The organism is Curtobacterium sp. L6-1 (assembly GCF_018885305.1).
Taxonomy (GTDB): Bacteria; Actinomycetota; Actinomycetes; order Actinomycetales; family Microbacteriaceae; genus Curtobacterium; species Curtobacterium aetherium.
The window spans coordinates 169,598-184,060 of the sequence record NZ_CP076544.1 but is presented as its reverse complement, the minus strand read 5'-3'; the positions used below and the strand labels follow the sequence as shown (position 1 = coordinate 184,060).

The 14,463-nt window shown below is 72.0% G+C and carries 10 protein-coding genes; 5 read left to right on the top strand and 5 right to left on the bottom strand.

Annotated elements, in window-relative coordinates:
* Positions 1 to 26 precede the first annotated feature (26 nt).
* The 4 genes from KM842_RS00835 to hrpA all read left to right on the top strand — a co-directional run bounded on the left by KM842_RS00835 (position 27) and on the right by hrpA (position 7,517).
* Complete coding sequence (locus KM842_RS00835) at positions 27 to 1,094, top strand: NAD-dependent epimerase/dehydratase family protein (RefSeq protein WP_216260058.1); 1,068 nt, start codon at positions 27 to 29, stop codon at positions 1,092 to 1,094.
* A gap of 15 nt (positions 1,095 to 1,109) precedes the next feature.
* Entirely contained in the window at positions 1,110 to 1,658 is a 549-nt protein-coding gene (locus tag KM842_RS00830) for an AAA family ATPase (protein WP_216260056.1), read from the top strand.
* A gap of 88 nt (positions 1,659 to 1,746) precedes the next feature.
* Complete coding sequence (locus tag KM842_RS00825; RefSeq protein WP_216260054.1) at positions 1,747 to 3,591, top strand: thioredoxin domain-containing protein; 1,845 nt, start codon at positions 1,747 to 1,749, stop codon at positions 3,589 to 3,591.
* A gap of 35 nt (positions 3,592 to 3,626) precedes the next feature.
* Positions 3,627 to 7,517, top strand: a complete 3,891-nt coding sequence (hrpA, locus tag KM842_RS00820; protein WP_216260052.1) for an ATP-dependent RNA helicase HrpA — start codon at positions 3,627 to 3,629, stop codon at positions 7,515 to 7,517.
* Positions 7,518 to 7,584: 67 nt separating this feature from the next.
* Here hrpA and KM842_RS00815 read toward each other — a convergent pair whose 3' ends face one another.
* Positions 7,585 to 8,178 carry a YbaK/EbsC family protein gene (locus tag KM842_RS00815; RefSeq protein WP_216260051.1) on the bottom strand — a complete coding sequence of 198 codons (594 nt, stop codon included), beginning with the start codon at positions 8,176 to 8,178 and terminating at the stop codon, positions 7,585 to 7,587.
* A gap of 122 nt (positions 8,179 to 8,300) precedes the next feature.
* Here KM842_RS00815 and KM842_RS00810 point away from each other — a divergent pair, with 122 nt between their 5' ends.
* A complete protein-coding gene (locus KM842_RS00810; RefSeq protein ID WP_216260049.1) occupies positions 8,301 to 8,639 on the top strand; it encodes a hypothetical protein in 339 nt (112 codons plus the stop codon).
* Between the two features lie 119 nt (positions 8,640 to 8,758).
* On the opposite strand, the gene KM842_RS00805 is transcribed toward KM842_RS00810, so the two are convergent.
* The 4 genes from KM842_RS00805 to KM842_RS00790 are packed head-to-tail and all read right to left on the bottom strand — an operon-like array spanning position 8,759 to position 14,437.
* Entirely contained in the window at positions 8,759 to 11,230 is a 2,472-nt protein-coding gene (locus KM842_RS00805) for a beta-xylosidase/alpha-l-arabinosidase (RefSeq protein ID WP_216260047.1), read from the bottom strand.
* Entirely contained in the window at positions 11,227 to 12,108 is an 882-nt protein-coding gene (locus KM842_RS00800; protein ID WP_216260045.1) for a carbohydrate ABC transporter permease, read from the bottom strand. The genes KM842_RS00805 and KM842_RS00800 overlap by 4 nt, the downstream gene beginning before the upstream one ends.
* Positions 12,108 to 13,139 (bottom strand): carbohydrate ABC transporter permease, encoded by a 1,032-nt coding sequence (locus KM842_RS00795; protein ID WP_216260042.1) that lies wholly within the window; start codon positions 13,137 to 13,139, stop codon positions 12,108 to 12,110. The genes KM842_RS00800 and KM842_RS00795 overlap by 1 nt, the downstream gene beginning before the upstream one ends.
* Positions 13,140 to 13,141: 2 nt before the next feature.
* Entirely contained in the window at positions 13,142 to 14,437 is a 1,296-nt protein-coding gene (locus tag KM842_RS00790; protein WP_216260040.1) for an ABC transporter substrate-binding protein, read from the bottom strand.
* Positions 14,438 to 14,463: the final 26 nt, after the last annotated feature.

Below are 14,463 nucleotides of genomic sequence, written 5' to 3'. Positions count from 1 at the left end.
GTGCCCCGCGGTCTAGCGTTGGCGCCATGAGCAGCAGACGCGCCGTGGTCCTCGGCGGGACCGGCGGCATCGGGTCCCAGGTCGCCCGCGAACTCCTCGGCGCCTCCGGACGCGGTGGCGACGACTGGACCGTCGAGATCGTGTCCCGACGCGGCGGCCCCGTCGCCGACGAACTCGTCGCGGCCGGAGCCCTCGCCCGCCCGGGCGACCGGCGGGACACCGCGCTGCTGCGCGACCTGCTCCGCCCCGGCGCCGACCTGGTCGTGGACACCATGGGCCTCACCCGCGACGACGCCCTGCAGCTCGCACCGTTCCTGGACGACGTCGGGTCGACGGTCTTCGTCTCCTCGAAGGCCGTCTACGCCGACGAGCAGGGACGCCACGCGAACTCCGTCGAGCGGCCGGTCTTCGGCGGCGCGGTCACCGAACTGCAGCCGACCGTCGCACCCGGTGACGGCGACCCGACCTCGCGGGACGGGTACGGTGCGGCCAAGGTCGCCGCCGAGCAGGTGCTGCTCGACCACGGCGCCCCGGTCACCGTGCTGCGGCCGTCGAAGGTGTACGGCGTCGGCATCGGACGACCGCGCGAGTGGTTCGTCGTCCGCCGGGTCCTGGACGGCCGGGAGCGGATCCTGCTGGCGGACGAGGGGCGCGGTGTCGACCACACCACGGCGGCCTCGGGCATCGGCGCCCTCGTCCGGACCATCGCGGACGCACCGGACCGCCGGATTCTCAACGTCGCCGACGAGACCGCCCCGACCGCGCTCGAGATCGTCCGCACGGTCGCGGGGCTCCTCGACCACCGGTTCGACGAGGTCCTCCTCGGTGCGGACGCGCCCGCCTTCGTCGGCGTCACCCCGTGGTCGTCGCCGTCGCCGTTCGTGCTCGACACGACGGCCGCACGGGCCCTGGGGTGGGAGCCGCCCCGCTTCGCCGAGGCGGTGCGGCCCGAACTGGACTGGCTCGTCGAGACCGCCCGCCGGACCCCGGCGGACGGGGACGTGCCGTGGGCTGCCGACCCGTTCTGGGACCGGATGTTCGACTACGGCCCGGAGGACGCGGCGCTCGCGCTGCTGTCGCTCGGGCTCAACTGACCGGCGCGCCGACCGGTGACCGCGGCGTCCGTCCCGCCACCCCGCTCGGAGCTGCTGGTCATCGGCGGTCGCTCCGGGGTGGGCAAGTCGACGGTGGCCGCGGCGCTCCACGACCTCCTCGCCGACGCCGCGGTCCGCCACGTCGTCGTCGAGGGCGACTCGCTCGACCTGGCGTGGCCCGCTCCGCACCGCGAGCACCCGGAGGCCCGTCTCGCCGAGCGGAACCTCGCCGCCCTGTGGGCCAACACCCGGGCCCTCGGACACCACCGGCTCGTGTTCACGAACACCGTGTCCGTGCTCGAGTCAGCCCGCCTCGCCGCCGCGATGGGCGACGACCCGACGGTGACGGCCGTCCTCCTGCGCGCCGACGACGACGTGACGCACGGGCGACTCGACCACCGTGCGGCAGGACACGTCCGCCAGGCGGACGTCGACCACAGCGCGACGACGGCACGGAGGCTCGACGCCACCGCGCCGGACCACGTCGTGCGGCTGGACACCGACGGGTCGACGCCGGCCGAGATCGCCGGCCGGATCGGCCGACTGGTCGGCTGGCTCGCCTGACGCGCACGGCGCCTGTGGACGGCGCGGTCCTGTCCACAGATCGGTCGGGAGGCCCGCCCACTCAGGCCGGTCGGGGCACGCTGGGAGCATGAACGACAACCGGCTCGGGACCGCCGTCAGCCCCTACCTCCGTCAGCACGCCGACAACCCGGTGGACTGGCGTGAGTGGGGTGCGGAGGCGTTCGCCGAGGCCCGCGAGCGCGACGTGCCCGTCCTCGTGTCGATAGGGTACGCGACCTGCCACTGGTGCCATGTCATGGCACGCGAGAGCTTCTCCGACCCCGCGGTGGGGGCGCTCCTGCGGCAGGACTTCGTCGCCGTGAAGGTCGACCGCGAAGAGCGCCCCGACGTGGACGCGAGCGCGATGGCCGCCGCGAGCGCCTTCACGGGACAGCTCGGGTGGCCGCTGACGGTGTTCATGACGCCCGACGCGCAGGTGTTCTACGCGGGGACCTACTACCCGCCGCAGCCGGTCGGGCAGCATCCGTCGTTCCGGCAGGTCACCGCGGCGGTGCTCGACGCCTGGCGGGACCGTCGGGACGAGGTGGACGCGAACGCATCGGCCGTCGCGCGGGCCATCCGGCAGGGGGCGGAGGCGGACGCGGCGTCCGCAGCGGCCGCGGGGTCCGACGGAGCCGAGCCGGGCCTCCCGTCCGTCGACGCGGTGCTGGGCGTCGTCGCCGACCTGGAGCGTGCCGAGGACACCACGTACGGCGGGTTCGGTGGGGCACCGAAGTTCCCGAACGCGCCGCTGCTGGAGTTCCTGCACGACGCCGCCGCCGACGGCAACACCGCGGCGGGAGCCCTGCTGGGGCGTGCGCGGACGGCGATCGCGCAGTCCGAGCTGACCGACGCCGACGGTGGGGTGTTCCGCTACGCGACGCAGCGGGACTGGTCCGTGCCGCACTACGAGCGGATGCTCTACGACAACGCCGGACTGCTCGCCGTGGCGGACGCCGGACGGGCGCGCGGCATCGCCGACTTCCTGCGCGACACCCTGCGTCGTGCGGACGGGGCATTCGTGGCCGCGCAGGACAGCGAGTCCACCATCGACGGCCGCCGGGTCGAGGGCGAGTGGTACCACCTGCCGCTCGACGAGCGCGGCGACCTGGACGCCCCGCCGCTCGACGACCAGGTCCTGACCGGGTGGAACGGTCTGGCGATCCGCGGACTCGTGCTGGCCGGCGGTCGCACGGGTGACGACGAGATGATCGAGCTCGCCCGTGGCGCGGCCGACGCCGTGCTCGCCGCGCACGTCCGTGACGGCCACGTCGTCGTCCGGTCGAGCTCGGCGCGGGGGACCTCCGCGGCAGCACCGACGCTGGAGGACCTGGGGCTCCTCGCCGAGGGGCTGCTCGAACTGGCGCTGGTCACCGGGGAACTCCGGTACGCACTCACTGCCCGGACGATCGTGCAGGACGCTCTGTCCGGTGCGCTCGAGGTCGACCCGGTGCTCGCCGCTGCCGGCACGGCGACCGGGGAGCAGCCGCAGACGGCCCTGCGCTCCGGCACGGTCGGGCTGGCGGGCGCCGCCACGGTGCTCGCGGCCCTCACCGGTGACGACGGCCTGCGTGCGGCGGCGACCCGATCGGTGGCGGACCGGGCGCGGACGGGGGTGGAGCGTCCCCTCGGGCACGCCGACGCCCTCGGTCTGGCGCTCGGCCTGCAGCGTCCCGCACGAGAGGTCGTCCTCGTGGCGTCCGACCGTACCCGGCCCGACGTGGCCGCGATGGAGCGGGCCGTCCTCGGTGCCCGGCGCCCGGGGACCGTGGTCGCGGTGCTCACTCCCGAGCAGGCGGCGGCGTGGTCGGTGGCCGGGTTCGAGCTCTTCGCCGGTCGGGACGGCCAGGACGGCGTCGCCTACGTGTGCCACGACCGGGTCTGCGAACTGCCCGCCCACACGCCGGACGAGCTCGCGGCACAGCTCGGCTGATCGCGGACGCGCCCGGACGGTATCCTGGAATGCTCATGTCGAATCCCCCTGTCATCACGTACCCGCCGGAGCTGCCCGTCTCGCAGCGGCGGGACGACATCGCCGCTGCGATCCGCGACAACCAGGTCGTCATCGTCGCCGGCGCCACCGGGTCGGGAAAGACCACGCAGCTGCCCAAGATCTGTCTCGAGCTCGGGCGCGAGCGCATCGGACACACGCAGCCCCGCCGGATCGCGGCCCGCACCATCGCGGAGCGGGTGTCCGAGGAACTCGGCGGCGAGCTGGGCGACCTCGTCGGCTACCAGGTGCGGTTCACCGACAAGGTGAGCGCGAACACCCGGATCAAGGTGATGACCGACGGCATCCTGCTCAACGAGATCCACTTCGACCGGGACCTCAAGCGCTACGACACGATCATCATCGACGAGGCGCACGAGCGGTCCCTCACCATCGACTTCCTGCTCGGCTACCTGAAGCGGCTGCTCCCCCGCCGACCGGACCTCAAGGTCATCATCACCAGTGCGACGATCGACCCGCAGTCGTTCTCCGAGCACTTCGGCGGAGCGCCGATCGTCGAGGTGTCCGGCCGCACCTACCCGGTCGAGATCCGCTACCGCCCGTTGGTCGCCGACGACGACGTCGCCGGTGACGACGACGAGGACGACGACTTCGACGAGCGTCCGGCCGGCACCCGACCGGCGACAAGCGGGCGTGCCGGGGCCGGCCGGAACGCCGGCGGTGCCGACGCCGACGACCGCGACCCCCTGCAGGGGATCACCGACGCGCTGGACGAACTGGCGCGCGAGGAGCCGGGCGACGTCCTCGTGTTCCTCTCCGGCGAGAACGAGATCCGCGACGCGCAGGACGCCATCGAGGGCAAGCACTACGCCGGCACCGAGGTCCTGCCGCTCTACGGACGGCTCTCCGCCGCGGACCAGCACCGGGTGTTCCAGCGGTCCGCGACCCCGGGTGTCCGTCGTCGCGTGGTGCTCGCGACCAACGTCGCCGAGACGTCGCTGACCGTGCCCGGCATCAAGTACGTCATCGACACGGGTACCGCGCGCATCTCGCGGTACTCCCCGCGGGCGAAGGTGCAGCGCCTCCCGATCGAGGCGATCTCGCAGGCGTCGGCGAACCAGCGCTCCGGGCGCGCGGGCCGCACCAGCGCGGGCATCGCGATCCGGCTCTACTCCGAGGACGACTTCGAACGCCGTCGGGAGTACACGGACCCCGAGATCCTCCGCACGAACCTCGCCGCCGTCATCCTGCAGATGATCTCGCTCGGGTTCGGCGACATCGAGTCGTTCCCGTTCCTGCAGCCGCCGGACTCCCGCGGTGTGAAGGACGGCCTCGACCTGCTCCGCGAGCTGCGGGCCGTCGACACCGCCGGCGCGATCACGAAGACCGGCAAGCAGCTCACCCGTCTGCCCATCGACCCGCGACTCGGCCGGATGGTGCTCGAGGCGAGCCGCCAGGGCGTCGGGCGCGAGGTCATCGCCATCGTGTCGGCGCTGAGCATCCAGGACCCCCGCGAGCGTCCGCTCGAGAAGCGTGCGCAGGCCGACCAGCTGCACGCCCGCTTCGCCGACCCCACGAGCGACTTCCTCACCCTGCTCGGCCTCTGGAACCACCTGGAGGAGAAGCAGGAGGAGCTGTCCTCGAGCGCCTTCCGCCGGATGTGCAAAACCGAGTTCCTCAACCACCTCCGCATCCGCGAGTGGCAGGACCTGTACCGACAGCTCGCACGGGCGGCGAAGCAGGTCGGCATCCACGTCGGCAAGGAACGCAAGGACGACCCGGACTCCGTGCACCGTGCCCTGCTGGCCGGACTCCTCAGCCAGATCGGCCTGCGGGACCGCGAGAAGCGAGACTACCTCGGCTCCCGCAACACCCGCTTCGTGGTGTTCCCCGGCAGCGTGCTCGCGAAGAAGCAGCCCGACGCCGTGATGGCCGCCGAACTCGTCGAGACGAGCCGGTTGTTCGCGCGGACCGTCGCACGGATCGACACCGCCTGGGTCGAACCGCTGGCGGGCGACCTGCTCAAGCGCACCTACGGCGAACCGCACTGGGAAAAGAAGCAGGGCGCGGTCGTCGCCTTCGAGCGGGTCACCCTGTTCGGTGTCCCGATCGTCCAGCGGCGCCGGGTGCAGTACAACCGCATCGACCCGGTGCACTCCCGCGAGCTCTTCATCCGTCACGCCCTGGTCGAGGGCGAGTGGGACTCGCAGCAGGCGTTCGACCGCGCCAACCGGAAGCTCCGCCGCGAACTCGAGCAGCTCGAGGAACGCACCCGCCGCCGCGACATCCTGCTCGACGACGAGACGGTCGTCGAGTTCTACGACGCGCGCATCCCGGCCGAGGTCGCGACCACCCGCGACTTCGAGGGCTGGTGGCGACGGACCCGTCGTGACCAGCCCGACCTCCTCACGATGCGCCGCGAGGACCTGCTCGACGAGTCCGCCGCCTCCGCGGCCGAGGACGACGAGGAGTACCCGACGCAGTGGCGCAGCGGCGACCAGCGGTTGGCCGTCCGGTACCGCTTCGAGCCGGGCGCCGAGGACGACGGTGTCAGCGTGCAGGTGCCGCTCGCCGTCCTGCCGCGGATGCGTGAGGAGGGCTTCGACTGGCAGGTGCGCGGCCTGCGGAAGGAACTCGTCACCGCGCTCATCAAGGCGCTGCCGAAGCACATCCGGAAGAACGTCGTGCCCGCAGCCGACTGGGCCGAGAAGATCGTCACCGAGCTGCCCGACGACGCCCCGACGACCCCGACCGAGAGCTTCCGCGCCACCCTGGCGAAGACGATCCAGCGCCTCGTGCACGTGCCGGTCGCCGAGTCCGACTTCGACATGTCCCGGGTGCCCGCGCACCTGTTGCCGACGTACGCGGTGGTCGACGAGCGCGGCCGCCGGGTCGAGGCCGGCAAGGACCTCGCAGCGCTGCAGACCAGGCTCAAGGACCGCACCCAGCAGAGCGTCGCCGCCGCGACGCAACGCTCAGGAGGCTCGTCCCGCGTCGCCGACGCCGGCTCCGGTCGGCGCATCGAGCGCACCGGCCTGACCGGGTGGCCGGACCAGGACCTGCCCGAGGTGCTCGACACGAAGCAGGCGGGCGGCGTCATCCGCGCCTACCCCGCCCTCGTCGAGGAGGGCTCCGGCCCGAAGGCGACCGTGGGCGTGCAGCTCCTCGCCACCCCGGGCGACCGTACGGTGCGGATGCCGGCCGGGGTCCGCCGCCTCGTGATGCTGGCGGTGCCGTCGCCGGTGTCGTACATCCAGCAGCACCTCACGGCGCCGGAGAAGCTCGCCCTGGCCGCGAGCCCGTACACCTCGACGGCGGCGCTGTTCGACGACGTCCTCGCCGCGGTGGTCGACGCCGGCATCCGCCGGTCGCACCCGGACGGTCTCGTGTTCTCGCGGACGGCGTTCGAACAGGTCCGCGACGCCGTCTCGGCGACGGTCGTCGACACCATGTTCACCGCGGTGTCCGAGGTCGCCGCCGTCCTGACCGCACAGCGGAACGCGGAGCGGGCGATGAAGCAGGCGACGAACATGGCGCTCCTGCCGGCGCTGTCGGACATGCGGCAGCAGATGGAACGGCTGGTGTTCCCCGGGTTCGTCTCGGTGGCGGGGCTGGACAGACTCCGCCGCATCCGGGTGTACCTGCAGGGCATCGAGGCGCGGGTGACGAAGCTGCTCCAGAACCCGGGCCGCGACGCCCAGTGGATGCGCGAGGTCACCGGAGCGACCGACCGCTACGTCGAGGCCGGCGGGACCTTCCCGCCCGCCGTCGGCGCGCACCCGGAGCTCGTGCACACGCGGTGGATGCTCGAGGAGTTCCGTCTCAGCCTGTTCGCGCAGGAGCTCGGGACCGCAGAGACGGTCTCGCTGCAGCGGATCACGAAGGCGCTGACCGCAGCCTCGCGCTGACCGCGGCCTCGCACTGACGTTCGCCCTCGCGCTGACGTCGGCGGGCGTCGAGGGCCGGACCGCCGGGTCAGGCGGACTGACCGGCCGCGTCCGGGCCCGTGGTCGGCTCCGCGTCGGTCTCGACCGGCTCGACCGCGAGCCCCTCGACGACCTCGACCCGCGGCAGCTCGGCGAGCACCGCCCCCGGCAGGAACAGCTTCGCGCCCCGGACGCCCGCTCCGATGACCACCTCGGGCGCCGTGAGCACCCGCGAGTCGACGTAGACCGGCCAGTCGGCGGGCAGTCCGATCGGCGTGATGCCGCCGTACTCCATCCGCGTCCGCTGCACGGCGTCGTCCATCGGCGCGAAGCTGACCTTCCGCACGCCGAGCAGCCCCTTGACCGTCCGGTTGACGTCGAGCTTGGTGGACGCGAGCACCACGCACGCGGCGTAGGTGACGGTCTCGCCCCGCTTGCCCGCGACGACGATGCAGTTCGCGCCGCCCGCGACCGGGAAGCCGTACGCCTCGGAGAACGCGGCGGTGTCCGCGAGCTCGGGGTCGATCGGTGCGGCCTCGATGCGCTGGAGCACCTCGAACGGCAGGGCGACCAGGGCCTCGGCGACGGGGATGGCGATCGAGCCGGTGGCGAGCAGGACGGGCATGCGGTTCAGCGTGGGCATCGTTCCACCCTAGGGACGCGCAGGATGACGAGGTGTCAGCAGCTGACCGGTCCGGAGCGGAGACCTCGGAACGCACGGCACGTTCGTCCATCCGTCCGTCCCTGTCTCGCTAGCCTCACGGCATGGGGGAAGCAGCACAGGGTCGACGGCGGAACAGTTGGCGCACGGTGCGCGGCCTCCTCATCGCAGCGCCACCCGTCATCGAGGTGCTCGTCCTCGTCGTCGGGCTCGTGGTCTCGATCGACGCGCCGTACGAGAGCGAACGGGCCTGGGCGCCCATCGCATGGCCGATGCGGGCGACGTTGGGGACCTTCCCGCTCGCCCTCGTCGCGGTGGCCGTCGCCGTCGGGCTCCGCTCGGTGGAGGGCCGGACCACTGCGGTCTGGCTGGCCTGCATCTCCACCGCGATCGGCCTCCTGCCGTTCGTCGCCGCGGCGCGGATCGCCCTCCGCCTCTCCTGAGGACCGGCGCGGACGCCACGACCACACGACGGACGGGAGGCCCGTGACCAGCTGGTCACGGGCCTCCCGTCCGACGGTCCCGCGCTCCCCCGCGGCGACCGTCACCGGCCGGTTCCCCGTCAGCCGGCGACCTCCCACGTGACGAGTCGGGCGTCACGCGTGGTGACCTCGTGCACCGGCCCGTCCACGGCGACGGTCGACCGCGGTGTCGCGGTGCCGGGCAGGACCCGGGCCTCCGTGGCGCGCTCGTTCACGATGACGCCGCCGGTCGCGGCGTCGGCGTCGGCCGCGGAGGCCGATGCCGAGGCGTGCGAGCCGACCCAGACCTCGACGTCGCCGGGTTCGACGACCCGCACCATCCGCCGGTCGCTGAACGCGAAGCGGGTGGACGGGACGGTGAACGCGAGCCGCACGGACTCGCCGGTGTCCAGGTCGACGCGTGCGTAGCCGAGCAGCTGCACGACGGGGCGGGTCACCGAGCCGTGCACATCGCGCCCGAAGAGCTGCACGACGTGCCCGCCGGCCACCTCGCCCGTGTTCGTGACGGTGACGCTCGCCGTGAAGGCCGCGCCCGCGCGGACCGAGGGGTCGACGACCAGGTCGTCGTACGCGAACGACGCGTAGGACAGGCCGAAGCCGAACGGCCGGACCGGCGTGGAGTCGGTCGCGGTGACGTCCGACGGCCCGCCGAGCACGGGGTGCAGGTACGAGTACGGCTGGGCACCGGCGGACCGGGGCAGCGAGACCGGCAGTCGGCCGGACGGGTTGACCCGCCCGGTGACGACGTCGGCGATCGCGAGGCCGCCGCCCTCCCCCGGGAAGAACGCCTGCAGCACCGCTGCCGGTCGGGACCCGTCGCCGTCGAGCGCCCAGCTGATCGCGTACGGCCGACCGGTGAGGAGCACGAGGACGACGGGCGTGCCGGTGGCGACCACGGCCTCCACGAGCTCGCGCTGCACACCGGGCAGGTCGAGCGACTCGGAGTCGTTGCCCTCCCCCACGGTGCCACGGCCGAACAGGCCGGCCTGGTCACCGACGACCACGACGGCGAGCTCGGACGCGGTGGCGGCCTCGACCGCCGCAGTGAAGCCGCTGCGGTCGGTCCCCTCGACCGCGCAGCCCGCGACGTGGCGGACGTCGGCGTCGGCGAAGGAGGCGGTGAGCGCCTCCGCGACGGTCGGGATCGAGAACCCGAGCGGCAGGCCCGGGTGGGCCGCGAGCACGTGGTTCGCGAACGAGTAGCAGCCCTGCAGGGCCTCGGCGCGGTCGGCGTTCGGGCCGATCACGGCCACGCGCGCCGGGTTCCCGCGGACCGGCAGCACGCCGTCGTTGCCGAGCAGCACGACGGACTCCTCGGCCAGTCGGCGGGCGAGCGCCTGGTGCCGGGGCGAGTCGAGGTCGACGCCGGTGGGCGGCTCGTCCTCGTAGGCCTCGGGGTCGAGCAGGCCGAGCGCCTCCTTCTGGGCGAGGGCGCGGAGCACGGCGCGGTCGACGTACGCCTCGTCGAGGGCACCCGACCGGACGCGGTCCACCAGCGGCTGCAGGTATGCGTCCCCGGTGGGGAGTTCGACGTCGATGCCGGCCTCGAGGGCGAGAGCAGCCGCCTCTCCCCGGTCGGCAGCGACGGCGTGCATGACCTCGAGGAACGCGATGGCGAAGTAGTCCGCGACGACGGTGCCGTCGAAGCCGAGCTGCTCGCGGAGCACCCCGGTCAGGTACTCGGGGCTCGCCGCCATCGGGACGCCGTCGGTCTCGGTGTACGAGTTCATGACCGAGCGGGCCCCGCCGTCGAGCAGCGCCATCTCGAACGGCGGCAGGAACACGTCGCGGATCTCGCGCGGTCCGGCCGAGACCGGACCGTGGTTGCGACCGCCGCGCGAGGACGAGTAGCCCAGGAAGTGCTTGAGCGTCGCGTGGACGCCGGCGTCCTGCAGGCCGCGGACGTATGCGGTGCCCACGGTGCCGACGAGGTACGGGTCCTCGCCGATGCACTCGTCGACCCGTCCCCAGCGCGGGTCGCGGACGACGTCGAGCACCGGGGCGAGGCCCTGGTGGATGCCGAGTTCGCGCATCGAGTCGCCGATCGCCCGTCCGACCTGCTCGACGAGCTCGGGGTCGAACGACGCGCCCCACGCCAGCGGGGTCGGGAACGTCGCGGCCTTCCACGCGGCGAGGCCGGTCAGGCACTCCTCGTGCACGAGCGCCGGGATGCCGAGGCGGGTCTCCCGCTTGAGGCGCCGCTGCTCCTGCCAGAGCCAGGCGGCTCGCTCCTCGGCGTCGACCGGTCGGGTGCCGTAGACGCGCGTGTAGTGCCCGATGCCGTCACGGGTGACGTCCGGCAGGGTCGCCTGGGCGTCCTGTGTGGCGGCCATCTCGCCCTGCATCGGGGCGACGACGCCGTTCTGGTCGAGCCAGTAGCCGACGATCTGCGCCGCCTTCTCCTCGAGCGTCATCCGGGCGAGCAGGTCGCGGACGCGGTCGCTCACCTCGGGGACGGCCGGGAGGCCCGGGGCCGGGTCCGACAGGTCGGTCCGGGCCGTGTGGACGGCTCGGTCGTCCGCGGTCTGCCGCGGTTCGTTGGTGATCGTCATCCCTTGACCGCCCCGGTGAGGCCGCCGACGATCCGGCGCTGGAAGATCGTGAAGAACACGAGCGCCGGGATCATCGACATGGACGTGAAGGCGAGCACCTTGGCGGTGTCGACGGAGTACTGCGACGAGAACGCCTGCACGCCGAGGGGCAGGGTGTAGCTGCCCTCGTTGTTGAGGATGAACAGCGGCAGGATGTAGCTGTTCCAGCTCGCGATGAACGCCAGGATGCCGACGGTGACGACGCCCGGCAGGGACAGTGGCACGATCATCCGGAAGAAGAAGCCGAGGCGGCTGGCACCGTCGATCGACGCGGCCTCCTCGAGTTCGTCGGGGATCGCGCGGAGGAACGGCACCAGGATGATGACCGTCGTCGGCAGGGCGAAGGCGATCTGCGGCAGGATCACACCGGCCAGGCTGTTCGTCAGACCGAGGTCCTTGATGAGCAGGTACAGCGGGGTGATCGCCACGGTGATCGGGAACATCAGGCCGGCGGCGAACAGGGCGTACAGCGCACCGCGGCCGGCGAACCGGTAGCGGGCGAGCACGTAGCTGACCATGAGGCCGAGCACGACGACGCCCGCGGTGGTGGCGACGGCGCTGATGGTCGAGTTGCCGAGCTCCTGCCAGAACGTGCCGCTGGACAGCACCGAGCCGTAGTTGCCGAGCTCGAACGGTGCCGGCAGACCGGCGGGGCTCGTCGTGATCTGCGAGTTCGTCCGGAAGCCGCCCAGCACGATGTACAGCACCGGGGCGAGGTTCGCGGCGACGAAGAGGATCGCGACGACGTAGGTGAGCGGGTTGGCGCGTCCGATGGCCGCACTGGACCGGCGGTCCCGTGTCGCCCGACGCCCGGGGGCGACGATGCTCGTGGTGGCCATCACTTCTTCCTCTCGGTGATCGCGCCCGCGGTGTCCCGGCGCAGCACGAAGCGTTGGTAGATGAGCGCGACGGCCAGGGAGATGATGAACATCACGACGGCGACGGCGCTGCCGAACCCGTAGTTCCCGGAGTTGCGGCCGTTCGCCACCATGTAGGTCGCCATCGTCGAGGTGCCGGCGGTCGAGGCGATGTACTGGCCCCAGATGATGTAGACGAGGTCGAACAGCTGGAGCGACCCGATGATCGACAGGAACGCCCAGATGCGGATGGTCGGGCCGAGCAGCGGCAGTGTGATGCGCCGCTGGATCTGCCAGTAGCCGGCGCCGTCGATGGCCGCGGCCTCGAAGAGCTCCTCGGGGATGCTCTGCAGACCGGCGAGGAACAGGATCACCGCGAAGCCGATGTACTTCCACGAGATGATCACGAGCAGCGTCCAGATGGCGAGGTCGGGGTTCGACAGCCAGTCCGCACGGAGACCGCCGAGGCCGATGCTCTGGAACATGTCGTTCACGGCGCCGTTGGACTGGAGCAGGAGGCTCCACCCGGTGCCGACGATGACCTCGGAGATGACGTACGGCACGAAGACGAGGACGCGGATGAGTCCACGGCCGTGCATCTTCTGGTTGAGCAGCAGTGCCAGCACGATCGCGATCGGACCCTGCAGCACGAGGGACATCACGACGATGAACCCGTTGTGCATGAGGACCGACCGGAAGGCCTGGTCCTGGAAGATGATGAGGTAGTTCTGCAGCCCGACGAAGTCGGTGGGCGGGCCGTAGCCCTGCCACTTGTAGAAGCCGTAGTACGCGGCCATGCCGACGGGCAGGATCACGAACGTGACGAAGACGATCACGGCGGGACCGGCGAGGACGGCGATCTCCGCGCGCTGCCGCCAGTCCGCGAGCCGCTTGGTGGGCCGACGCCGGGCGGGGCGCGGTGCGTTCGACGCACCGCTCCCCGCCTGCGTGGACCCCGCGGCGCCGTCCGACCCGGAGGCCGGGGTCGTGCCGAGCGAGGTGTCGAGGGTCATGGTCAGCCCTTGGCCGCAGCCTGGTTGGTGGTGGTGACGATGTCCTTGGCGGTGCCCTTGCCGGCGAGGACGTCCACGACGCTGGTGTTCATCGCGTTGCCGACGTTCTGGCCGTACAGGGTGTCGAGGTACTGCGAGACGAACGGGGCCTCCTTGTAGGCGGCGAGGGCCGACTTCAGGTAGGGCTCCGACACGACGGACTGCGCGTCCTGGTTCACCGGGATGGCCTGGAAGGCCTTGTAGTAGCCCTCCTGGTTGTCCTTCTGCACGATGAAGTTGAGGAAGTCGGTGCACGCCTTCTTCGGGGCCTGCGCGGTGCAGGAGTAGCCGTCGACGCCACCCATCATCGACTTCGGGTCACCCTTGCCGCCCTCGACGGCCGGGAACGGGAACCAGCCGAGGTCGGGCAGCGGCTTGGCGTCCGGGGTAAGCGAGGAGATCACGCCCGGGTCCCACGCGCCCATGAGCTCCATGGCGGCCTTGTGGTTGGCGAGGAGACCGGCGGAGCTGCCGGCGCCCTGCTGCGCGGCGGTGGTGAGGAAGCCCTTGTTGAACGGCTTCGTGTCGTTGAAGGCCTCGAGCTGCTCGCCGGCCTCGGTCCAGCACGCGTTGTCGAACTTCAGCGACTCGGCGGCACCGGTCAGGGTCTTCTCGCTGCAGGCGCGGAGGGCGAAGTTGTAGAACCAGTGCGCGGCGGGCCAGGCGTCCTTGGCGCCGACGGCGACCGGGTCGACGCCGGAGTCCTTGAGCTTGGCGATGTCCTCGTTGAGCTCGTCCATCGTCGTGGGCGTGCCCTCGATGCCGGCCTTGTCGAAGAGGTCCTTGCTGTACCAGATGCCCTCAGGGAGCACGGCGACGGGCATGGCGTAGGTGCCGTCCTTCGCGTCGTACCCGGAGAACGTGCCGGCGCTGATCGACTTCTTCGCGTCGGCGCTGATCGAGTCCTTGATGTCGAGCAGCTGTCCGGCGTTGATCATCGCGTTGAGCTTGCCGCCGCCGCGCTGCAGGAACACGTCGGGGCCGTCGCCGGAGTTGAGCGCGGTCTGGAGCTTGCCGTCCAGGTCCTCGTTCTGCACGGCCTGGATCTTGATCGTGACGTTCGGGTTCTTCTCCTCGAACGCCTTGACCGTGTCGGCCCAGTAGGCCTTGCCGGGGCCGGTGGTGGAGTTGTGCCAGAAGGTCATCGTGACCTTGCCGTTGCCGTCGTCGGCTGCGCCGCCGCTCGAGCAGCCCGTGGCGAGCAGTGCGGTGCCGGCTGCGATGGCGATGGCCGCCGCGAACCTGTTCTTCCTCGTCATTGTGGAGTCCCTCGGTAGTCGTCGTT

Excerpts from the sequence above, each read along its gene's own strand:
- KM842_RS00790 (WP_216260040.1), bottom strand. The coding sequence starts at position 14,437 with ATGACGAGGAAGAACAGGTTCGCGGCGGCCATCGCCATCGCAGCCGGC.
- KM842_RS00805 (WP_216260047.1), bottom strand. The coding sequence starts at position 11,230 with ATGACGATCACCAACGAACCGCGGCAGACCGCGGACGACCGAGCCGTC.
- KM842_RS00800 (WP_216260045.1), bottom strand. The coding sequence starts at position 12,108 with ATGGCCACCACGAGCATCGTCGCCCCCGGGCGTCGGGCGACACGGGAC.
- hrpA (WP_216260052.1), top strand. The coding sequence starts at position 3,627 with ATGTCGAATCCCCCTGTCATCACGTACCCGCCGGAGCTGCCCGTCTCG.
- KM842_RS00810 (WP_216260049.1), top strand. The coding sequence starts at position 8,301 with ATGGGGGAAGCAGCACAGGGTCGACGGCGGAACAGTTGGCGCACGGTG.
- KM842_RS00825 (WP_216260054.1), top strand. The coding sequence starts at position 1,747 with ATGAACGACAACCGGCTCGGGACCGCCGTCAGCCCCTACCTCCGTCAG.
- KM842_RS00835 (WP_216260058.1), top strand. The coding sequence starts at position 27 with ATGAGCAGCAGACGCGCCGTGGTCCTCGGCGGGACCGGCGGCATCGGG.
- KM842_RS00815 (WP_216260051.1), bottom strand. The coding sequence starts at position 8,178 with ATGCCCACGCTGAACCGCATGCCCGTCCTGCTCGCCACCGGCTCGATC.
- KM842_RS00795 (WP_216260042.1), bottom strand. The coding sequence starts at position 13,139 with ATGACCCTCGACACCTCGCTCGGCACGACCCCGGCCTCCGGGTCGGAC.